Origin of the sequence: Falsiroseomonas tokyonensis (assembly GCF_019024325.1) — a bacterium.
Lineage (GTDB): Bacteria > Pseudomonadota > Alphaproteobacteria > Acetobacterales > Acetobacteraceae > Falsiroseomonas > Falsiroseomonas tokyonensis.
In genome coordinates, this window is the sequence record NZ_JAFNJS010000007.1 from 134,150 (window position 1) to 154,463 (window position 20,314).

Annotated in this window: 16 protein-coding genes; 5 read left to right on the top strand and 11 right to left on the bottom strand. The window is 70.6% G+C overall.

Annotated features, from left to right (window positions below; genetic code table 11):
• Positions 1-6 precede the first annotated feature (6 nt).
• Both J3S20_RS22020 and J3S20_RS22025 read left to right on the top strand, forming a co-directional pair.
• Positions 7-744, top strand: coding sequence for an ABC transporter ATP-binding protein (locus J3S20_RS22020; RefSeq protein ID WP_216838707.1), 738 nt, complete (start codon positions 7-9; stop codon positions 742-744).
• The gene (locus J3S20_RS22025) at positions 741-3,263 is read left to right on the top strand and encodes a glycosyltransferase (RefSeq protein WP_216838708.1); all 2,523 of its coding nucleotides are present in this window, start codon (positions 741-743) and stop codon (positions 3,261-3,263) included. Before J3S20_RS22020 ends, J3S20_RS22025 begins: the two co-directional genes overlap by 4 nt.
• Positions 3,264-3,287: 24 nt before the next feature.
• Here the strand turns inward: J3S20_RS22025 and J3S20_RS22030 are convergent, their stop codons facing one another.
• From J3S20_RS22030 to J3S20_RS22070, 9 genes are all read right to left on the bottom strand, one after another.
• A complete protein-coding gene (locus J3S20_RS22030; RefSeq protein WP_216838709.1) occupies positions 3,288-6,422 on the bottom strand; it encodes a glycosyltransferase in 3,135 nt (1,044 codons plus the stop codon).
• A 2-nt stretch (positions 6,423-6,424) separates the two neighbouring features.
• On the bottom strand, positions 6,425-7,417 hold the full coding sequence (locus J3S20_RS22035) for a GHMP family kinase ATP-binding protein (protein ID WP_216838710.1): 993 nt from the start codon (positions 7,415-7,417) through the stop codon (positions 6,425-6,427).
• The gene (locus J3S20_RS22040; RefSeq protein WP_216838711.1) at positions 7,414-8,352 is read right to left on the bottom strand and encodes an NAD-dependent epimerase/dehydratase family protein; all 939 of its coding nucleotides are present in this window, start codon (positions 8,350-8,352) and stop codon (positions 7,414-7,416) included. Before J3S20_RS22040 ends, J3S20_RS22035 begins: the two co-directional genes overlap by 4 nt.
• Positions 8,336-9,349, bottom strand: coding sequence for an NAD-dependent epimerase/dehydratase family protein (locus tag J3S20_RS22045; RefSeq protein WP_216838712.1), 1,014 nt, complete (start codon positions 9,347-9,349; stop codon positions 8,336-8,338). Before J3S20_RS22045 ends, J3S20_RS22040 begins: the two co-directional genes overlap by 17 nt.
• Positions 9,346-10,623: a class I SAM-dependent methyltransferase gene (locus J3S20_RS22050; RefSeq protein ID WP_216838713.1), complete on the bottom strand. Its 1,278-nt coding sequence runs from the start codon at positions 10,621-10,623 to the stop codon at positions 9,346-9,348. The genes J3S20_RS22045 and J3S20_RS22050 overlap by 4 nt, the downstream gene beginning before the upstream one ends.
• The gene (locus tag J3S20_RS22055; protein ID WP_246603152.1) at positions 10,616-11,548 is read right to left on the bottom strand and encodes an NAD-dependent epimerase/dehydratase family protein; all 933 of its coding nucleotides are present in this window, start codon (positions 11,546-11,548) and stop codon (positions 10,616-10,618) included. Before J3S20_RS22055 ends, J3S20_RS22050 begins: the two co-directional genes overlap by 8 nt.
• An 82-nt stretch (positions 11,549-11,630) precedes the next feature.
• Positions 11,631-12,887 (bottom strand): glycosyltransferase, encoded by a 1,257-nt coding sequence (locus tag J3S20_RS31165; protein WP_216838715.1) that lies wholly within the window; start codon positions 12,885-12,887, stop codon positions 11,631-11,633.
• Positions 12,884-14,089, bottom strand: coding sequence for an HAD-IIIA family hydrolase (locus J3S20_RS22065; RefSeq protein WP_216838716.1), 1,206 nt, complete (start codon positions 14,087-14,089; stop codon positions 12,884-12,886). Before J3S20_RS22065 ends, J3S20_RS31165 begins: the two co-directional genes overlap by 4 nt.
• Positions 14,082-14,654 (bottom strand): D-sedoheptulose-7-phosphate isomerase, encoded by a 573-nt coding sequence (locus J3S20_RS22070; RefSeq protein WP_216838717.1) that lies wholly within the window; start codon positions 14,652-14,654, stop codon positions 14,082-14,084. The genes J3S20_RS22065 and J3S20_RS22070 overlap by 8 nt, the downstream gene beginning before the upstream one ends.
• A gap of 127 nt (positions 14,655-14,781) precedes the next feature.
• Here J3S20_RS22070 and J3S20_RS22075 point away from each other — a divergent pair, with 127 nt between their 5' ends.
• Positions 14,782-15,768, top strand: coding sequence for a methyltransferase domain-containing protein (locus J3S20_RS22075; protein ID WP_216838718.1), 987 nt, complete (start codon positions 14,782-14,784; stop codon positions 15,766-15,768).
• Positions 15,769-15,786: 18 nt separating this feature from the next.
• On the top strand, positions 15,787-16,992 hold the full coding sequence (locus J3S20_RS22080; protein WP_216838719.1) for an FkbM family methyltransferase: 1,206 nt from the start codon (positions 15,787-15,789) through the stop codon (positions 16,990-16,992).
• On the opposite strand, the gene J3S20_RS22085 is transcribed toward J3S20_RS22080, so the two are convergent.
• On the bottom strand, positions 16,989-18,107 hold the full coding sequence (locus J3S20_RS22085) for an ATP-grasp domain-containing protein (protein WP_216838720.1): 1,119 nt from the start codon (positions 18,105-18,107) through the stop codon (positions 16,989-16,991). The genes J3S20_RS22080 and J3S20_RS22085 overlap by 4 nt on opposite strands.
• A complete protein-coding gene (locus tag J3S20_RS22090; RefSeq protein WP_216838721.1) occupies positions 18,107-19,501 on the bottom strand; it encodes a cytochrome P450 in 1,395 nt (464 codons plus the stop codon). Before J3S20_RS22090 ends, J3S20_RS22085 begins: the two co-directional genes overlap by 1 nt.
• Before the next feature lie 68 nt (positions 19,502-19,569).
• Here J3S20_RS22090 and J3S20_RS22095 point away from each other — a divergent pair, with 68 nt between their 5' ends.
• Positions 19,570-20,310, top strand: coding sequence for a hypothetical protein (locus J3S20_RS22095; protein WP_216838722.1), 741 nt, complete (start codon positions 19,570-19,572; stop codon positions 20,308-20,310).
• Positions 20,311-20,314 lie beyond the last annotated feature (4 nt).

The window sequence follows — 20,314 nt, forward strand, 5'->3', positions numbered from 1 at the left end:
ACGACCATGGCGGTGATCGAAGCCAAGGGGCTCTGCCTCGACTTCCCCTATTACCATATCGGCGCGCGGTCGCTGAAGAAGCGGCTGATGGGCAAGTCCCGGCTGCATACCGACCCGTCCAACCGCATCGTCGTCACCGCGCTGCGCAACCTGACCTTCCGCATCGGCACCGGCGATCGCGTGGCGCTGGTGGGTCCCAATGGCGCCGGCAAGACCACGCTGCTGCGGACACTGGCCGGCGTCTATGAACCGGTCGCCGGCAGCCTGACCGTGACCGGCCAGATCGGCGCGCTGATCGACGTGGCCGCCGGCATGGATACGGAATCGACGGGGCGGGAGAATGTGCGCCTGCGCGGGCTGTATCGCGGGCTGGACGATGCCGCCTGCGACCGGCTGGCGGAGGAAGTGGCCGAATTCGCCGGCCTCGGCGATTTCTTCGACGTGCCGATCCGCACCTATTCGGCCGGCATGGGCGTGCGGCTGGCCTTCGCCATGGCCACCGCCATGCAGCCGCAGGTGCTGCTGATGGATGAGTGGTTCCTGGCCGGCGACGCCGCCTTCATGGCCAAGGCGGAGGAACGCCTGGCCCGGCTGGTGGGCGGCGCCGATATCATGGTGGTCGCCACCCACGACTTCGCCGTGGTGCGGCGCTGGTGCAACCGGGCGATCCGGCTGGAGGGCGGGGTGATCCTGGCCGATGGCCCGGTGGAGGATGTGCTGGGCGGCCTGGAAGCGACGGCGTGAACGGCCCCCGGCCTTTCCTCTGCATCGCCGACCCCAGCCTGCGCGACTTCGTCGGCCATCATTTCTCCTACGACCACGCGGTGGCGGAGGCGGCGCGGGAGGCAGGCTTCACCCCCCTGGTGCTGGGCCACCGCGCGCTGCCCGAGGATGTGGCCCGCCAGGCCGGCGCCCTGCCCTGCTTCCGCGACGATATCTTCGCAGGCCTGCAGGGCGGCGGGCCGATCCGGAGGCGTCGCGACGACCTGCTGCGCAACCGCCGCTTCGCCGAGGACCTGCTGGCCGGCCTGCCGCGGGACCTGCCGCCGGGCTCCATGCTGCTGGCCCATATGCTGACCAAGCGGCAGATGCTGGGCCTTGCGCGGGTGGTGGAGGCGCTGCCGAAGCACGTCACCATCGTGGCCCTGCTGCGCTACCAGACGGAATTCTACGATGACGGGCTGACCGCCCGCGCCTTCGCCCGGCTGCGCCGCGCGGTGGCGGGCGGGGCGAAGCTGCGGCTGGCTTCCGACAGCGCCCGGCTGGCGCGGCGCATCGGCCGCCTGGCCGGCCTGCCGGTGGAGGTGCTGCCCATCCCGCATACCCCGCCGGAATTGCCGCCGCCCGCCCCCCCGCAGGGCCGCGCGCTGCACATGGTCAGCCTCGGCAATGCGCGGGACGAGAAGGGCATCCTCGAGATCCTGGAGGCGATCCGCCTGCTGCGGGCCGAGCCCGCCGGGCTAGAAGGGCTGCGCTTCACCCTGCAGGCCAATGACGCGGTGCCGGAGATTGCGGCGGCGATCGACAGCTTCGCGCTGGAACTGCCGGAGCAGGTCCGCCTTCTGCGCCGCGCCCTCTCGCCCGAGGCCTATGCGGCGCTGCTGGCCGAATCCGACCTCGTACTGCTGCCCTATTGGCGCGAGATCTACGAGGCGCGGACCTCCGGCGTGCTGCCGGAGGCGCTGGGCGGCGGGCGCCCGGTGATCTGCACCGCCGGCACCTGGATGGCCGATGAGCTGGCGCTGTGCGGCGCCGGGCTGCTGGTGGCGGATCACGATCCGGCGGGGCTCGCCGCCGCGATCCGCCAGGCGCATGCCGCCTGGCCGCGCCTGGCCGCCGGCGCCCTGGCCGGCCGCGCCTTCTGCCTGGCGCGCCATGGCGGCGCGCCGCTGATGCGCGCGCTGATGGCCCCGCCGCCACCGCCGCTGCCGCCCGAGCCGCCGCGGCGCGTGCAGGTCTTCTATCCCTGGCCGGATTTCCTCGGCCGCAGCGCCGGCGCCAGCCTGCGCAGCAACCTGATGGCGGAGGTGGTGGCCCCGCATGTCGAGGAGCTGCGCGTCATGCAGGACGGCGCGGCGCCCACCACGCGGCGCGGCAATATCCTGGTGGAGGCGCTGCATGAGCGCCGGCTGATCGGCCTGGCCAAGGGCCTGACCTGGCGCGGCCTGCGCCTGCTGACCCGCCCGTTGAGCGGCGCGGCGCAGCAGGGGGAGGTGCTGTTCCCCTGGCTGCATCTGCAGCGCATGGTGGACCCCTTCTTCCGCCGCCGCATGGAAAGGCTGATCGGCGGCTCGGACGCGGTGCTGCTGGAATACGGCTTCTGGTCCGCCCCGGTGCTGGAGATCTGCGAAAGGCTCGGCGTGCCCTGCGTGCTGACGGCACATGACGTGATCGAGGATCGCGTCGCCGGATCGGCCCTGCTGCGGCGGCTGACGGAATGGCTGGAACGGCGCGCCCTGCGCCGCGCGCCGCATGTGGTGGCGGTGACGCCGGGCGATGCGGCGCGTTTTGCCGCGCTCGGCGTGACGGCGCAGGTGATTCCCAATCCTGTCGACCTCGGCGCCATGTCGAAGCCGCTGCCGGCGCCGCCGCGCCTGCTGCTGGAGCGCCTCGGCATCGACCTGCCGGACCGGCCCTTCGGCCTGTTCGTCGGCAGCCGCCACCCGCCGAACATCGCCGCCGTGGCCGCGCTGCGCGAGGTCGCCGCGCGGATGCACCAGGAGCTGGGCGAGGCCGCGCCGATGATCGTCGTCGCCGGCAGCGCCGCCCCGGCCGAGGAAGCGCCCGGCTTCCTGGCGCTGGGCCAGGTGCATGCGATGGCGCTGGCGGCGCTGTACCAGGCCGCGTCCATCGCCCTGGTGCCGCTGCCGGAAGGCACCGGCAGCTCGCTGAAGACGCTGGAGGCCATGGCGGCCGGCCTGCCCGTGCTCGGCACCGCCGTCGCCTTCCGCGGCCTGGCGGTGACGCAGGGCGAGCAGGGCCTGGTGGAGGATGCGCTGGAGCGCTGGCCTGCGCTGCTGCCGGCGCTGACGGCTGATCCGGCGCGGCTGGCGCGGCTGGCCGAGGGCGGACGCGCACTGGCCGCCCGCTACGACCATCGCCTGGTGATGGCGGCCTATCTGCCGCTGCTGGGCCTGGCCGAGGATGCGGCGCCGATGCCGGCGCTGCCGCAACTGCTGGCGGAAACGCCGCCCTTCCCGGCCCGCATCGCAGCGCGACCGGCGCTGCCCGCCTTCAGCGGCGGAACCCTGCCCGTGGACTGAATCCTTCGCGCCCTGGCGCAGTCGTCAGGCCGCGCTCCAGGACCAGAAGTGCTGCTCGTAGCGGTTGTCGTTGAAGACCTGGAAGGGCGGATCCGCCGCCAGTCCCAGCCTTTCCCGCTGCCGCCGCGCCTGCGCCTGGGCCTCGCGCAGTTGCCGAATGCCCCAGAGGCGGCGGGGGATGCCGCTGCCGGGGCGGCGCATATCCTCCGGCACTTCCTCGAAGCCCCGCACCAGCGCCAGCGCCCGCCGGCTCTCCTGCCAGGCGGCAGCCGCCCAGTCCGGCCGGTCCTCCCGCCGCAGCAGGTGGTCGGCCAGCGCCTCGGCCAGGTCGAAATCGGTGGAGAGATGGCCGCAATAGGATTTGCGATAGCCGAAGCAGTCCCGCAGCAGCGCCGCCGCATCCTCCGGCGCGCGCTGGCCGAAGGCATAGTCCATGCCCGGCGCGCTGCGCCACAGGTACCAGGCGCGCAGATCCTCGATCTCCGCCCGCGGATGCTGCGTCGTGCGCTCCTCGGGGTAGTTGTTGAAGATGCCGAGCGGGGCGGGCACGTGGATGCTGCGGATATGCGGCATCACCCGGTTCTTGAACTCGGTATCGCCGGCGGCCCGGAAGCCTTCGTCGTAATAGCCGAAGCGGTCGTGGATGGAGCGGCGATACAGCGCGCCGACCCAGGACAGGTAGCAGGTCTCCAGATAGACCAGGTCCTGCCGATAGCCGGTGCGGTCATAGACCATGATGTCGCTGTCGTAGACGCCATGGCGATCGACATTGGTGACGATGCTGTCCGCCATGGCCCAGTCGGCGGAGCCATCGGCATCCAGCGCATCCGCCAGGCGGCGCAGCGCGTCCGGGTGCAGCCCCTCATCGGCGCCGAGGAAGGCGAGGTAGGGGGCGCGGGCCAGCTTGATGCCGCGGTTCCAGGCCGCCTGGATCGTCTCCCGCTCCGCCGAGCGGGCGTAGCAGATGGGCAGGTCCGGATGCGCGGCGGCGAAGGCGGCGAAGGCGCCCTGCTCGTCGGCCGGGGAATTGCTGTCCACCAGCACCACCTCCAGCCCGCCCTGTTGCGCGAGCGTCTGGCGCGCCAGCATCCCCAGGAGCGTCGGCAGCTTGTCGGCGGCGTTGTAGAGCGAGGCGATGACGCAGGCGCGCGGTCGCGCAGCAGGGTCGCGCCGATCGTCCAGCACCGCCAGCGGCAGGTCCGGCTTGGTGCGGTTGCGCGCATAGGCGCCGCGCATCAGGTCGAGGCAAAGCGCGCCGCGATCCGCCGCATCGCCGAACATCGCCTCCGCCGTCAGCGCCTCCTGCACGAAATTGTGCTGGCGCAGGGTATGGGCGATGAAGGGCAGGTCGCCGCGGGGGTCGCCGCCGACCCAGCGCAGCGTGCGCAGCAGGTAGGTGGCGGCGGTCAGCGGATTGCCCAGCCGGCGTTCCAGCCGCGCCATCTCCCGGAACAGCGGCACGCGATCGGCCAGGTGGGTGCCGCTGGCGGCGCTCAGGCAGCGCAGCTTGTCTTCGATCTCCTCCGCCCGGCGTTCCGGCATCTCCCGCAGCGCGGCCAGCAGGGGCGGCAGGCGGGACAGGTTGCGGACCTGGTCGTATTCCTTCTCGCCGAAGCCGCCACGCCGGCGGATGGCGCCATCCACCTGCCCGATCAGCGCGCCGCGGCGGGAATGGCCGGGCGGCGTGGCCAGCACGGCCTGCAGCCGGCCGTTGATGTCCAGCACCTCCGACCGCGCCTGGTGCGGCAGAAGGCGCCAGGCGCTGCGCAGCGCCCGCTTCACCGGCAGCACCGCATGCACCCGGCGCGCGCCAGCCAGCAGCGCGGCGCGGCCCTGCGCCAGCCGGGCCTCGGCGGATTGCCGCAGCCCCTGCGGCGGGTCCATCAGCGCGGCGGAAAGCTGCGCCACGATCTCGATCGCCGCCTGCTGCGCCCGCAAATCGGCCGGGCCCTGGGCCTCATGCACCCGGTCCAGCCCGCTGGCATCCGGCACCAGCGCCGCCTGGTGCAGCGCCTGCGCCAGCCGGTCGCGATGCGCGTCATAGTCGCCCAGCACGCCGGCCGCCGCCGCCGCCGCGCCGCGCGCGCAATCGATGTCGATCACCGCCCAGTCCAGCGCCGGCAGGCGCGCGCGCAGCCATTCCGCCACGCCCGCCCGCTCCGAGACCAGGGTGGGGCAGCCGCTGCAGATGGCCTCCAGCGCCGTCAGGTTGAAGGTATCGTGGCGGGAGGGCAGCAGCAGCAGGCTGCGCCCGGACAGCAGCGCCTGCACCGCGTCCCGTCCCATCGGGCCGGTCATCTCCAGCCGCCCCTCCAGCCCGCGGCGGCGGGCGGCGGCGCGCAGCAGCGCCTCCGACCCCTGGCCGAGCCGGTTCGGGCCTTCCGGGCCGATCAGCAGCAGCCGCCGGTAGCTGTCCGGATCCAGGCCCCAGGCGGCATCGAGGAAGAGGTCCGGGCCCTTCCACTTCTCCCGCCGCCCGAGGAATGCAAGGTCCGGCGCGCCGTCCCGCCGATCAGCCGCGCGTGGCGCCGGCGCGCCGGTGATCACCAGCGGGTCGAGCAGCGTGACCGGCGCCGGCACGCGCCGCTGCCAGGCGCGGGCATAGCTTTCGCTGATGGCATAGCGCGCATCCGCGGCGCGGAACTGCAGGTGTTCGCGCACGCGGAGTTCCGCCAGCACCCGCCCCTCATCCTGCCCGGTCGGCCAGCCGCCGCGGAAGGCGTCGGAGAGGGTGCCGTGCATGGAGACGACGACCCGGTCCACCGTGCAGCCTTCCGCCGCCAGCGCCAGGCGCATGAAGGGGCCGAGCTGGGTGTAGTCCGGCACATCCACCACGTCGAAATCGACGCGGCCGCAGGCCAGGGCGACGGAGCGCGCCATGTTGCGCGCGATCTGCCAGACCCAGAGGAAGTGGTGCAGCGTCTCCGGCACCTCCTGCGGCAGGGCCAGCAGCGGCTCCACCAGCGGGATGGCCTGGGCATTGACGGGGCGGGGCGCATCGGCCGCTTCCTGCCGCCGGAAGTAGAACCAGCTGTCCTGCGGCCGGTGCTGCATCATGCGGCGGAACACCGCCTGGCCGCCGCCGACCTGGCCGAAGAGGTCGGAATCCAGCACCAGGATCCGGCGGCCTGCCGATCCCTTGGTCTCGGCAGAGGCCATGCTCAACCCCTGAGGATGGTGGCGCCGAGCGTATCGAGCCCGACGGGAATGAGGGAATGGTCCGCCATGTCGGACCGAAAGCCGGCCTGCCGGTCGGGCGGCACCAGCATCAGCAGGAAGCCGCCGGCGCCGGCGCCGCAGAGCTTGCCGCCCAGCGCGCCGGCGGCGCGAGCCTTGTCATACAGCGCATCGATCTGCGGGCTGGAGACCTTGGAGGAGAGGCGCTTCTTCGTCTCCCAGCCCTCATGCAGCATGGCGCCGAACTCGGCGAGCATGGCGGCCGGGTCGCTGCCCTCCAGCACCGTCTGCGCCTGGTCGACCAGCGCCAGCAGATGCGTCAGGTCCTTGTCCGAGGCGCCGGACTTGGTCTTCGCCATCTGCTCGTCCAGCGTGGCGGAGGCGAAGCGGGTCATGCCGGTATAGACAAGGAACAGCGAGCCGGTGAGCGCCGCCTGGCAATCCGCGGTCATCTGGATCGGGCTGATGCGGGTGCGGCTGCCTTCGAAATCGAAGCGGTTCAGCCCGCCGAAGGCGGCATGGTGCTGGTCCTGCACGCCGCAATTCTCGCCCAGCAGGCCGCGCTCCACATGCACCGCCTCTCGCGCCAGGTCCATCTTGGTGGCGCCGCGGCCCAGCAACTCGAACAACAGGTTCACGAAGCCCACGGTGAAGCTCGATGAGGAGCCGAGGCCGCTGCGCGCCGGCAGGTCCGCCATGATCGAGATATCGAGCGGGTTACCGTAGCCGTAGTGGCGGATCGCCTCCCGCACCACTGGATGCTCGATCGCCTCCAGCTCCCTCACCTGCTCCATCTTCGAGTAGGAGATGCGGTAGCGGTAGTCGAGGATATTGGTCAGCCGCAGCGCCGCGACATAGACATACTGGTCAATCGCCATGCCCAGTACGGCGCCGCGGGCCCGCGCGAAGTATTCGGGGTAGTCGGTGCCGCCGCCGAAGAAGGACACGCGCAGCGGCGTGCGGGAGACGGTCATCATCGGGCGGCGGCTCCAGCCTGGCGGGCTGCGAGGATCTGCGCCACGCCCTGCTCCACGCTCAGCTTCGGCGTCCAGCCGGTCTTCGCGAGGAAGCGGCTGGAATCCAGGCTCTTGTAGCCGGCCCCCTGGAAGGAGCCGGGCGGGCTGACGATGCGGGCGTCCCAGCGCAGCGCGGCCAGGATCGCGCGGGCGCAGTCGCCGATCTCGACGGGGGCGTTCGGCGTCACGTTCAGCACGCAGTCGGTGAAGGCGTCGTCGGCAGCGATGATGGCGTCGATCTGGTCATGCACGTGCAGAAGGTCGCGCACCGTGCGGGGGTTCCCCCAGACCTCAAATTCCGTCGCGCCGGAGGCCTGGGTGCGGATCGCGCGGTCGATCATCGCGGCCATGAAATGCGCGCGCGTATCCTCGGTATGCGCATGCGGGCCATAGACCGTGGCCAGCACGCAGTGCAGCCAGCGCATGTCGTACTGCTTGCCGAAGACCTCGCAGCCGGTGGCGAGCAGTTCCTTGGCCAGCGCATAGCCCTGCACGGAAGGATGCGGCCGGCCGATGCCGAATTCCGCCTCCGGCGTCGGATGGTCGGCCTCCGCATAGGTGCAGGAGGAGCCGAGCGAGACGAGCTTGGCCTGCGGCTGATGCGACCGCCAGGCATCCAGCACGTTCAGGTGGATGCGCGCATTGTCGCGTAGCAATTCCCCCTGCATCGCGTATTGGATCTGCCCGGTGCGCTGCTTCGTCACCGCATGGAAGATCCGGCCGGCCTTGGGCGCGTCGCGGAAAGCGCGATCAACGACGGCGAAATCCGTCAGGTCTCCCGCGGCGCGGCCGATGGCATGCACCAGCCAGCCCTCGGCCTGCCATCGCTCCACCAGGTTGCGCCCCAGAAAGCCATCGGCACCGAGGATGATGGTGGCGCTATCGGCGTAGGGCATCGCGATACCAGGCAAGTGTTGCGGCCATGCCGTCATCCAGGCTGCGGAAGGGGGCGAGGCCCGGCAGAAGCTGGCGCAGCTTCGCCGCCGTGGCGCGGCGCACCTTCACGCCGCGATTGCCGGCGGCCGGCGGCGAGGTGAGCTTGATGGGGCGCTGCCGGCCGGCGGCGCGCATGGCGCATTCGGCGAGCTCCCGCACGGTGCGGGTCTCGCCATAAGCCAGGTTCGCCACATCCGTCACACCGCGCAGCTTCAGCGATTCCACGAAGGCCGCGGCCGCGTCGCCCGCATAGATGAAATCGCGCTCCGCATCCGGGTCGCCGCGCACTTCGAATTCCGGCGCATCCCCGGCGGCGCGGATGACGAAGGCGGTGGCGACATGGGCCTCGGCCTCGTCCAGCGTGTCGTGCGGGCCGTAGGGGTTGGTCAGGCGGAAGCTGATCGTGTGGATGCCGGCGCGGCGGCGCCAGAGTTCCCCGGTGATTTCGCCCCAGCGCTTCGACCAGGCATAGGCGGCCTCCCCGTCATGCGGCCAGTCGTTCAGGTCGAGCGGCAGGGCATCGTCCTGCACCGCCCAGCTGGCCGGATAGACGGCGGAGGAGGAGGCGGCGCGGATTTCGGTGATGCCGCGGGCGAGCGCGAAGCGATAGACCGCCTCCGTCATGGCAAGGTTCGCGGACAGGATCTCGGCCTGCTGCTTGCCGAAGATGGAGGCGAAGTAGCGGAAGGCGGCGACATGGATGATGGCGGTGCCGGCCGGCAGCGCGGGCAGCCCATCCACCGCAATGGCTGCGACGGTCTGCGTGCAGCCCGGCACCGGCGTGCCGGAGGCAGTGACGCCGATCAGCATCGGCACCTTCCCGACCAGCGCCTCCACCACATTGCGCCCGATGAAGCCGCTGGCGCCCCAGACGAGAACCGCGGGCGGCAGGCCTTCGCCCTGCGGCCGATTCAGACCTTCGCGCCCTGCGGCGCTACGGTCATCGGACGCAATCACGCCGACTCCTTCCCGTAGGCATGCACCTTCGGGATCGGCACGATCAGCTCGCCACCGCCGGCCAGATAGGCCTTCTCCTTCACCAGGAACTCATTGATGAAATTCCAGGCGAGGACGAGATAGGCGTCCGGCCGCGCGCCTTCCTCCGCCTCGATCGGAATGCGCACGCCGGGGATGGCGAGGCCGACCTTCATCGGGTTCTTCTCGACCGCCTTCTGCACCAGCTCCGGCCCGATGCCGAAGCTGTTGAGCAGCGTGGCGCCCTTGGCCGGCGCGCCATAGGCCCAGACCGATTTGCCCGAATCCTTGTAGCCCTGGAGCAGCGCGACGAGGCGGGTGCGCAGGTCCAGCACATTGTCGGCGAAGCGGCGATAGGTCTCGATCTCACCGAAGCCCTTGCGGGTTTCCTCGGCCTGCATGCTGCGGACGCTGTCCTGCACAGGGCGCACGCCCTTGCGGGCCACATGCGCCTCGATGCTACCGCCATGGATATCCACCAGATCGGCGGAGAACACCTCCAGCCCGTGCTGCTCCAGCAGGGCGGAAAGCGACTTCAGCGTGTAGTAGCAGAGATGCTCGTGATAGACCTGATCGAAGGCGGTGTTCTCCACCATGCCGCCGAGGTAGATCGCCTGCACCACGAAGACGCCGTCATCGGCCAGCAGGCTGGCGATGCCTTCGACGACGCTATGCAGCTCCTCCAGGTGGAAGAAGACGCCGGCGGCGGTAATCACCTTCGCCGGGCCGTATTCCTTTCGGATATCGGCGCAGCATTCGGCGTTGAAGAAGCGGTGCCAGGTCGGCACGCCTGCCTCCTGCGCCAGCTTCGCGACATTGCCCGCCGCTTCCACGCCCAGCACGCGGGCGCCGCTGAAGGCCCATTGCTTCAGCCAGGTGCCGTCATTGCTGCCGATATCGACGACCAGGTCGCCGGGCTTCACATCATAGGCGGCGGCGATGCGCTGGCTGGTGGCCAGGAAATGCGCCGGCAGCGTCTTGGTGGTGCCGGAGACATAGGGATAGTCGGTGAACATCGATTCCTTCGGAATCGTATGGTCGATCTGCACCATGGTGCAGTCGCGGCAGAAGCCGACGCGCAGCGGGTAGTGCGGCTCCACGCCGGGCGCGAGGTCCGGCCGCACCAGGCGGTTGCAATGCGGCTGGTCGCCGAGGTCGATCACCAGCTCCACCCGATGCCCACCGCAGCAGCGGCAGGACATGTCCAGCATCACGCCGGGCGGCGGCACCACCATGCGGGATGTCGCCTCAGACATTGGCGAAGCGCCCGTTGCGCAGCATGCGGTAGCCCTTGATCAGCTCCTGGATGCCGGCATCCAACCCGTGATCGGGCATCCAGCCGGTGGCTTCCAGCTTGTCGTTGGAGACGATGTAGTCGCGCTTGTCCGGATCCTCGCCCACCGGCGCCTCCAGCCAAACGAAGCCGGGCACATGCTTGGCGATGCGGTCGCAGAGCTGCGCCTTGGAGAGGTTGGCCTCCGACAGGCCCACATTATAGGCCTGCTGGCGCATGGCATCGACATGGTCGATGCCGTGCAGGAAGGCCTTCACCACGTCGCGGATATGGATGTAGTTGCGGCGGAAATGCGCCTCGAACAGCACCACGGCGCGGTCGTTCACCGCGCGCCAGGTGAAGTCGTTCACCAGCAGGTCGAGCCGCATGCGCGGCGCCATGCCGAAGACGGTGGCCAGGCGGAAGGACAGCGAATTGGGATGCGACAGCACCGCATCCTCCGCATCCACCTTGGTGCGGCCATAGAGGCTGACGGGGCGCAGCGGCGTTTCCTCGGTGCAGAAGGCATTGCCCTCACCCACGCCGTAGCCGGAATTGGTGGTGGGATAGGCGATCAGCTGCTGCTTGCCGGCGCGCTTCACCAGGTCCACCACCGCATCGCGATTCAAGGAGGTGGCGCCGATCTGGTCCCGCGCGCAGAGCGGCGCGCCGACCAGCGCTGCCAGCGGCAGCACGATATCGGCCTCCTTCAGCAGGGGCTCGACCACCCGCATGTCGCGGCAATCGCCGCGCACCGGGTTGAAATTCGGATCGGCGCAGGAATGGGCCAGGAAAGGTTCCCCTGCTGTGAAAGTATCCAACACGGTTACCTGCCAGCCACGGCCCAGAAGCGCCGGAACCAGCATGGAGCCGATGTAGCCGGCGCCGCCGGTGACAAGCACGCGCATATATTTTCTTTCCCTGGCCATCAAGAAGTCCCGGCGCGTATAGGAGTTGCCGTCCGACCGGGCAACCTCGGGTGGCACCCGATCATGGCGATGGCGTGGCGCCATTCACCCGCCCGAGCAGGGCCTGCAGCAGGGAATCCGCATTGTGCCGGGCGCGCCAGGCGGGCGCGCCCTGCTGCGCCGCCCGGGTCAGCCCCGGCAGACGGTCCAGCGCCGCCGCCAGCGCCCTGCCGGCGGGCGTGCCGGCCGGGATGGCCACCGCCCGGTCCGGCCCGGCGGCCTGCTCCATCCAGCAGCCCGCCGGCACCACCGCCGGCAGGCCCAGCGCCAGGGCTTCCGCCAGGATGCCACTGCTGCGCGCGCCATAGGTCGGGCCGTCATAGGGCAGCAGCAGCAGGTCGGCTTCGGCCAGCAGTGCCGCATAATCCGCCGGATCCAGCGCCTGCTCGATCAAAGTCACATCCGCGCGGGCGCGCAGCGCGCGGTGGGCCCGCTGCACCAGCGGGTCGGCCTCGGACCCCACCGGGCCGGACTGCACGGTGAAGCGGGCACGGCCGGCGACGGCGGCGATGGCCTGCGGCAGGGCGGCATAGCCCTTCTCCGCCCTCGCCCCGCCGGCGAAGACCACATGCGGCGGCTGGCCGATCGGCCGCGGCGCCAGCGGCGGCACCTCCACCGGCAGCGGCACCGGCCGCACCGGAAGGCCGGACAGGGCGGCGAATTGCGCGGCCAGCGGCTCGGTATCGGCGAAGAGGTGCAGCGCCGGGCCGAAGCGTGCCTCCAGCCGGCGCAGCAGCCCGGGCAGGGGCTCCGGCGCCGGGTCATCCGCCTCCATCTCCGCCGGCATCCGGCGCAGCACCACCAGGAGTTGCATGGACGGGAAGCCCGGCGCCATAGCCACCCCGTGCAGATTGGCGCCGGAGACGCTGTGCAGCAGCAGCCGGTCGTCCGGCGCCGGGTCCAGAGCCGCCAGGGCCCGCGCCAGCTCCGCCCCCAGCGGATCCACCGCATCGCCCCGGCGCAGCCGCCGCCGCAGTTCACGCAGGGGCGGCGCCACCAGCCCGGCCAGCGGCGCCGGCAGGCGCGCCGCCAGGCCGAAGGCCAGTCGCCGCGCCAGGCCGCCACCGCCGGCGGTCTGGTAGCTGGCGCCGAGCACCGCCTGCACCGGAATGCGCCCGCCCTGTAGCCTGCCGGTGAAGCCGCGCCCGGCCAGCACCAGCGGCTGCAGCCCGGCGCGCTGCGCCGCCTCCGCCACCGCCTGGCTGTAGGACAGATGATGCCCGAGCGGCCCGTTCAGGCCGGGATCGGCGATGACGAAGCGCCCGGCCGGCGCCGTCACGCGCGCAGCAGCCGCGCCACGAAGGCGTCCAGGTCGCCACCCTGGAAGAGATGCCCCGGCACGCCGCAGGCGGCGGCCGCGGCGATGTCGCTGTCCTTGTCGCCGATCAGGAAGGAGCCTTCCACGCGGATCGGCCAGGCGGCCAGTAGATCCTCAATCATGCCCGGCTTCGGCTTGCGCCGGCGGCAATCCAGCCGATAGGCCGGGAGCGGCGCCTCCGGATGGTTCGGGCTGTATTCGAAGGCATCGACATGCGCGCCGGCGCCGGCCAGCACGCCGGCCATCCAGCGATGCATGACGCCGACCTGGGATTCGGGGAACTTGCCCTTGGCGACGCCGGCCTGGTTGGTGACCACGAAGACGAAGTGCCCGGCATCGTTCAGCCGCTTCACCGCGGCCGCCGCACCCGGCATCCAGCGCACCTGGGCGGGGTCATGCGGCCAGCCGGTATCCTCGATCAGCACGCCGTCGCGGTCCAAGAAGACGGCGCGGCGGCGCGCCATGGCCGGGATCACGGTCTGCGCCGCGGCCAGGTCCTCGGGGATGCCGATATCGATGAAATCGCCGTCATAGAGCCCGCCGCGCAGCAGCCCGGCCTCCGCCAGCTTCGGAAAGACCTCCGATTCCAGGGAGACCGCACCCGGCCCGATATGGTCCAGGATCGCGCGGCGCAGCCAGTAGATGCCGCCATTGATCGGCCCGGTCCGCCCCGGATCGCGCGCCGCGAAGCCCGTGATGCGGCCATCCGCCGTGACCTGCACCGTGCCGTAGCGGGCACCGGGCGCGGTGCGGCGCAGCGCCAGAGTGGCCAGGGCGTCGCCGGCCTGCAAAGGAAGGTCCAGCAGGTTCACGTCGAAACGCGTATCGCCGTTCAGCAGCAGGAATTCCGGCTCCAGCCGGTCCGCGAAAAGCCGCAGCCCGCCGCCGGTGCCGAGCGGCTCGGGCTCGATCACCACCTCGATCCGGCTGCCGCGCACCTGCGTGCCATCGTAGCGATCGGCGATGGTCCGGCCGAGATAGCCGGCCAGAAGGGTGATGCGGGGGATGCCGAAGCGGGCCACTTCCTCGATCAGCCAGTCCAGGAAGGGGCGGCCCGCAACCTCGACCATCGGCTTCGGGATGGCATTCGTCAGCGCGCCCAGCCGCGTGCCACGGCCACCGACCAGGATGGCCGCCTGGGCCGGCACGGCCGGCTCAGCCATCTGCCAAGCGGGCTTCCACGGCGGCGCAGTAGCAATGGTAGAAGGCCAGGTGGACCTGCTGGATGGCGGGGGTGGAGCGGGAGGGCACCGCCAGCAGATGGTCCGACAGCGCCGCCATCTTGCCGCCGCCCTGGCCGGTCATTCCGATGGTGGTCATGCCGAGCTTCCGCGCGGCCTCGAAGGCCAGCAGCACATTCTCCGAATTGCCGGAGGTGGAGAGGCCGAGGATGACGCCGCCGGCCTCGCCATAGGCTTCCACCTGGCGGGAGAAGACGGTGGCGAAGCTGTAGTCGTTCGACCAGGCGGTCAGCACCGCGGGGTTGGAGGAGAGGCAGATCGCCTTCAGCGCGCGGCGTTCGCGCAGGAAGCGGCCCACCATCTCCCCCACGATATGCTGCGCATCGGCGGCGGATCCGCCATTGCCGCAGACCAGCAGCGGCTTGTTGGCGGAGAGCGCCGCGACGGTTGCATCCACCGCCGCCTGCATCACGGAATCCAGCCCCTCGGCGCGGGTGGCGGCCAGCAGGGCCTCGGCCTCGGCCAGCCAGGAATCGAGCGTGAACATCCTCAAGCGGCGCCCCTTTCGACCAGGCGAATTGGCTGCGCCGCTTACACCAGCGGCGCGACTCGGTCGAGCCTGGACGCAGGCTTGCGCGGCGGCTAGACCAGCCTGAATTCGATTTGGGGTTGAAATGCGTGCCAGGCTCCTCGACCTGATCCGCCGGGCAACGGGCACCACCGCCCTGGCCCGCCGCTTCGATGCGCTGGAAGCCCGGCTGGCCGAGATGGCCGAGACGCTGGCCCGGCCGGCGCCGCCGGCCCCGCCGCCCACGCCGGGCCTGACGGCGGCGGATCGCGACGCCATCCTGCATCAGGTCAACTACACCAATCACAATTTGTATCTGCACCTGAAGGAAGCCATGCGGGTGCGGGAGCTGGCGAACCGCGACCTTCTGCTGGCGATCGACCGGCTGGCGCAGATCCTGCCCCAGGCCCCGATGGTCTTCGAGGCGGCGAAGCCGGTGGCGGTCGATACCGACGACCATCTTTTCCCCTGGGGTGCCGCGCAGGACAACACCCGCTCCCCGCGCTTCGTCGCGGCCTGCGAGCGGCATTTCCCCGGGCGGGCGCTGACCTTCATGGATCTGGGCTGCTCCGGCGGCGGCCTGGTGCTGGACTTCATCCTGCGCGGCCACCAGGCCTATGGCGTGGAGGGCAGCGACGCGCCGCAGCGGGCCCAGCGCGCCGAGTGGCGGCTGCTGCGGCACAACCTGTTCACCGGCGACATCACCTGCCCCTTCGCCCTGCGCCCGGCACCAGGCGCCCCGCCGGTGGCCTGCGACGTGATCTCCGCCTGGGAGGTGATGGAGCACATTGCCGATGAGGACCTGCCCGGCCTTTTCGCCAATCTGCACACCCACCTGAAGCCGGATGGCCTGTTCATCGGCTCCATCGCGCTGGGACCGGACGACAACCCCGTGACCGGCGCGCGCTACCACCGCACCGTGCAGCCGCAGGCCTGGTGGCGGGCGCGCTTCGCGGAGCTCGGCCTGCCCATGCTGGACCGGCACGACTTCGCCTTCGAGGATTTCTGCCGCGGCACCAACAACGGCCCGATCGACGAGAACTATCGCCAGAATCCCGAAATCGGGTTCCACTTCGTCGCCCGCCGCTCCTGACCCCAGGCAAGGACTGCCATGCGCCAGACCATCCTCAGCTTCCTCCGCCGCGCCACGGGAACCGCCCAGCTGCGCCAACAGGTCGTGCTGCTGGAGGAGGAGGTGGCGCGGCTGCTGCAGGCGCCCCGCGGCCAGGCAACTTCCCCCAGCAACCCGGCGCTGGAGCGCCTGGCGCGCCATGCCGATTTCCCGCTGCAGGCCTGGTGGGAACGCTCGCTGTGGGAACCCGTGGTGCAGCTGGCGGTGCGGGATCATGTGCGGCCCGGGGATATCGCCTTCGATGTCGGCGCCAATGCCGGCGCCTTCGCGATGCAGATGTCGCGCCAGGCCGGGCCGCGCGGCACCATCTGCGCCTTCGAGGCCAGCCCGCGCATCATCGGCCGCACCCAGCACAACCTGCTGCAGGCGGCCTGCCACAATGTCACGCTGTATCACCGCGCCATCTGGCACCGCAGCGGCGACTTCGTGCATATCGCCGAGGGCAGTCACCTGAACGACCGGGTGGAAAGCGGTGCTGGCGGCATCCCGGTGCCGACGCTGGCGCTGGACGATTTCATCGCCGCCACCGGCCTGATGCCCAGCTTCATCAAGATGGACATCGAGGGGGCGGAGCTGGATGCGCTGCGCGGCAGCCCCCGGCTGATCGCGGAAGGCCGGCCAATCATGGCGCTGGAACAGGCGCCCGACGACATGCGCTGCCACGAATTGCTGACCGCGGCTGGCTACCTGGCGGTCGACCTCGGCAGCTACAAGCGCATCACGCGCGGCGAGGATTTCGCCAATCCGACCGGCGTGAACAACGTGCTCTTCGTGCCGGAGGAGCAGACCGCCGCCTCGCCCTATTTCGATTCGCGGCAGGAGCTTGTGGCGAAGCTGGAGGCCGGTGCCTTCACCCGCGATGCCGCCGGCGGCGCGCGGCTGGCGCAGCCGATGGAGCTGCCCGCCGGGCGCTACCTGGTGCGCGCCGATTTCTCCGCCCAGGGCCGGGACAACGAGGTCTATGCCGGCGTCGATGCGGATGGCGAGACGGTGTTCCGCTACCACACCTTCACCGCCTTCATGGCGGAATGCTATCGCGACTGGGTGGTGCAGCTCGACCGCCCCGGCCGCATCGAGCCCTTCCTGCGCTTCCTGAACGGCCGCGATGCCACGCTGGACTGGCGCGGCGCGGAGGTGATCCGGCTGCCGGCTTTCGACAGCGTGGCGCCGCCGCTGGTCTTCTAGTCGTACCAGCCGACATCCAGCGTCGCGACTTCCCCGAAGGGCACGCGGCGCTGGGCGGCCATGCGGATGATGGGCCAGGTGGTCCAGGGCATGGCGAGCAGGGGCATCGGATCCGCTGCGCGCCAGCAGACGTCGCGCGTGGTCAGCAGGGCGCGCAGGTTTCGGCCGAAGGGGCCGCGGCGGAATAGCGAGAGCTGTGTCTCCGTCAGGCAGGACCAGAATTGCTGCAGCCGGGTCTCCGGGCGGTGACGCGGGGCGGGTGCGGTCGGGTCCACCACGGCGCGTGCGAGATCGGCCGATTCAAAAAAATGCAGCCCGCTGGTGGTGCGCGGATTGCACTCCAGCCCCCAGGGGCGGCCGCCCGCATCCACGATCAGGTCGAAGGCGATGAAGCCGGACCAGTCTGCGGCGGCGACGAAGCGGCGCACCCAGTCCTCGATGGCGGGGTGCGCCACGCGCTCGAAGGCCACGGCGACGGAGCCGGACATCTGCGTGCCGCGATAGATGGTGGTGGCGAGCGCACGGCCCTGATGCGCCAGCGTGCAGGTGCTGAATTCGGCGCCCGCGACGAAGCTTTGCACGATGCTGGGCACCTCCGCCGGCGGCAGCGCCGCGCCCTGCGGCAGCATCACCACGCCGCGGCCGGAGCAGCTGTGCACCGGCTTGATCACCACGCGACCCGCGGCCGCGATCGCCACCGCCGCGGGATCGCCGAGCGGCGCGGAGGCCGGCACATCCAACCCGTGGCGCTGCGCAAACGCCACAAAACCGCCCTTGTGGTGCAGCGGCAGCAGCGCCTCGGGCGGCATGGTCAGCACGCGCACGCCGGCTGGCAGCAGCGGGGGCAGGTGGGCGACATGCATGGTCTCCTCCGAGACCGGCAGCACCAGCTCCACACCTTCGTCGCGGACCACCTGGGCCAGCGCCTGCAGATAGGCCTGCTTGCCCTCGGCGGGCGCCGGCACGCGGATGGATTTCGCGACGGCGCGGGAGGATCCGCAGAGATGCCGCGCAAAGGGCTCCGCCACCGCCACGCGCCAGCCGATCTCCGAAAACCCGCGCGCGAGGTCCAGCGCCTTGGGCAGGCGGCCCAGCGTCAGCAGCACGGTCGGCATCAGGCGGTGGTCACCCGCATCCGGATCTGCCGCGCCGGCCGCGTGGTCAGCCGCGCGGCGGGGCGCACGGATTGCGGCGCCGCCAGGTGGAAATCGAAGCGGCGGAACAGGCGGGCGATCAGGAGCACGGCCTCAACCGTTGCGAAGGCGGCGCCGGCGCAGATGCGTGGGCCGATGCCGAAGGGGATATAGGCGCCTGGCGTCATCTCCGCCTCCCGTTCCGGCAGGAAGCGGTCGGGGTCGAAGGCATTGGGGTTGGTCCAGTAGCGGCGATGGCGGTGCAGCAGCCAGGGCGCCACCATGATCAGCGCGCCGCGCTTCACGCGATAGTCGCCGATGCGCGTCGCCTCATTCGCCACGCGCGGCAGGAAGGTGATGGGCGGATAGAGCCGCAGTGTTTCGCGAAAAATGTTGCGGGTGAAGACCAGGCGCTTGGTGTGTTCGAAGCTGATTGGCCCATCGCCGCAGACGGAGGCGACCTCGGCGCGCAGCCGCGCCACGAAATCCGGCCGCGAGGCCAGTAGAAAAAACACCCAGGTCAGCGCGCTGGCGCTGGTCTCATGCCCCGCCAGGAACAGCACGCCGAGCTGGTCGATCAGCTCCTCCCGCGTGAAAGCCTTGCCTTCGACGTCATGCGCGGCGACCACGGCGCTGGCGATATCATCGAAGCTGTGGCCGGCTTCGAGGTGGCTGTCGAGCAGTTCGCCCAGGCTTCGGCGAATCAGCGCGCAGCTGTCCAGCACCGCCCGGGTCTGCGGGATGCGCGTCCAGGCGCGGTCCATGATCAGGCGGCGGATCTCCACCTGCGCCACGCTGCGTTCGAAGAAGGTGAAGGCGTCGAAGACCTCGTGCGCCACGCGGGATTGCAGGCTGGTGGAGAAGACGGAGCGGCAGATGATGTCGGCGGTCAGATGGCTCATCGCCAGGTCGAGCGAGAAGTCCTCGCCGGAGGCCACCGACCGGTCCAGCGTTTCCTCCGCCGCATCGATGCCGGCTTCCATGCTCGAAAAGGCACGGTTCACGCGCATCAGCGTCAGCGCCGGATCCATCATCTGCCGCTGGCGCTTCCAGGTGGCGCCGGAGCTGACGAAGATGCTGTCGCCGATCAGTGGCTCCAGCGCATTCACCATCAGGTCCGATTTCGGGAAGATGCCCTCCGCATCCACCAGCACCTGGCGCACCAGCTTCGGCTCGTTCACCACCACGATGGAGCGGCGCGAATAGCCGAGCGGGCCGATCGGCATGGTATAGGCCTCGCTCGGCAACAGGCCGAGCAGGTCTCCCTCCCCTTCCAGCAACGCGCGGAACAGCGCGACCACGGGGGAGCGCGGCCTGGGGTGTGGCGGCACGAAAGCCCCGCCCGGCCTGGCGCCAAAGCCTTCCATCACCGCCATTTCCTCGCCTTGCAGCCGGAACTGTCAAGTGTCATTGTCATTTGCTGTCAAGGTAGGAGAACAGGGCGATGGAGCTGATGCTGTTCCACAGCCTGATCGTCGCCCATATCCTCACCGGCACCACCGGCGCCATCGCCTTCTGGGTGCCCGTGCTCGGGCGCAAGGGTGGAGTGAACCATCGGCGCTGGGGACGCGTCTTCACCTATGCCATGCTCGCCACCGGCAGCTTCGCGGTGGCGATGAGCCTGCTGACCCTGGCGGATCCGCTGGGCACGCATCCGCACCTGGCGGCGGATTACAGCCCCGCCTTCCTGCGCGGCGTTTTCGGCTGGATGATGCTGCATACTGGCATCCTGACCATCAACCTGGCCTGGTATGGCTGGCTCTGCATCACCAACAAGCAGCGCCACGCGGCCAACCGCACGCCATTGAACCTGGCGCTGCAATACGCCGTCATCGCCGCGGCGCTGGTCTGCGCGCTGCAGGGGTGGCTAATCGACCAGAAGCTGATGATCGGCATCGCCGTGGTCGGCGTCGCCACCGGCCTGACCAACCTGTGGTTCCTGCACAAGCCGCGCGTGGCGCGGGAGGATTGGCTGAAGGAGCACATCAAGGCCTTGGTCGGGGCCGGAATCTCCGTCTACACGGCCTTCATGGCCTTTGGCTCCGTGCGCGTCTTCCCGGAGCTCGCGCTGCATCCGGCGATGTGGAGCATTCCGCTGATCGTCGGCCTGGCGCTGATCATCTGGCACCGGCTGGAGGTGGAGCGCCAGGCGCGCAACCGGCAGCGGCTGCGCGCGGTCGCCTGATTCC

Excerpts from the sequence above, each read along its gene's own strand:
- J3S20_RS22035 (WP_216838710.1), bottom strand. The coding sequence starts at position 7,417 with ATGATGACCGTCTCCCGCACGCCGCTGCGCGTGTCCTTCTTCGGCGGC.
- J3S20_RS22055 (WP_246603152.1), bottom strand. The coding sequence starts at position 11,548 with ATGCGCGTGCTTGTCACCGGCGGCGCCGGCTACATCGGCTCCATGCTG.
- J3S20_RS22070 (WP_216838717.1), bottom strand. The coding sequence starts at position 14,654 with ATGTTCACGCTCGATTCCTGGCTGGCCGAGGCCGAGGCCCTGCTGGCC.
- J3S20_RS22030 (WP_216838709.1), bottom strand. The coding sequence starts at position 6,422 with ATGGCCTCTGCCGAGACCAAGGGATCGGCAGGCCGCCGGATCCTGGTG.
- J3S20_RS22050 (WP_216838713.1), bottom strand. The coding sequence starts at position 10,623 with ATGTCTGAGGCGACATCCCGCATGGTGGTGCCGCCGCCCGGCGTGATG.
- J3S20_RS22075 (WP_216838718.1), top strand. The coding sequence starts at position 14,782 with ATGCGTGCCAGGCTCCTCGACCTGATCCGCCGGGCAACGGGCACCACC.
- J3S20_RS22065 (WP_216838716.1), bottom strand. The coding sequence starts at position 14,089 with ATGGCTGAGCCGGCCGTGCCGGCCCAGGCGGCCATCCTGGTCGGTGGC.
- J3S20_RS22090 (WP_216838721.1), bottom strand. The coding sequence starts at position 19,501 with ATGGCGGTGATGGAAGGCTTTGGCGCCAGGCCGGGCGGGGCTTTCGTG.
- J3S20_RS22080 (WP_216838719.1), top strand. The coding sequence starts at position 15,787 with ATGCGCCAGACCATCCTCAGCTTCCTCCGCCGCGCCACGGGAACCGCC.
- J3S20_RS22095 (WP_216838722.1), top strand. The coding sequence starts at position 19,570 with ATGGAGCTGATGCTGTTCCACAGCCTGATCGTCGCCCATATCCTCACC.
- J3S20_RS22085 (WP_216838720.1), bottom strand. The coding sequence starts at position 18,107 with ATGCCGACCGTGCTGCTGACGCTGGGCCGCCTGCCCAAGGCGCTGGAC.
- J3S20_RS22040 (WP_216838711.1), bottom strand. The coding sequence starts at position 8,352 with ATGCCCTACGCCGATAGCGCCACCATCATCCTCGGTGCCGATGGCTTT.
- J3S20_RS22020 (WP_216838707.1), top strand. The coding sequence starts at position 7 with ATGGCGGTGATCGAAGCCAAGGGGCTCTGCCTCGACTTCCCCTATTAC.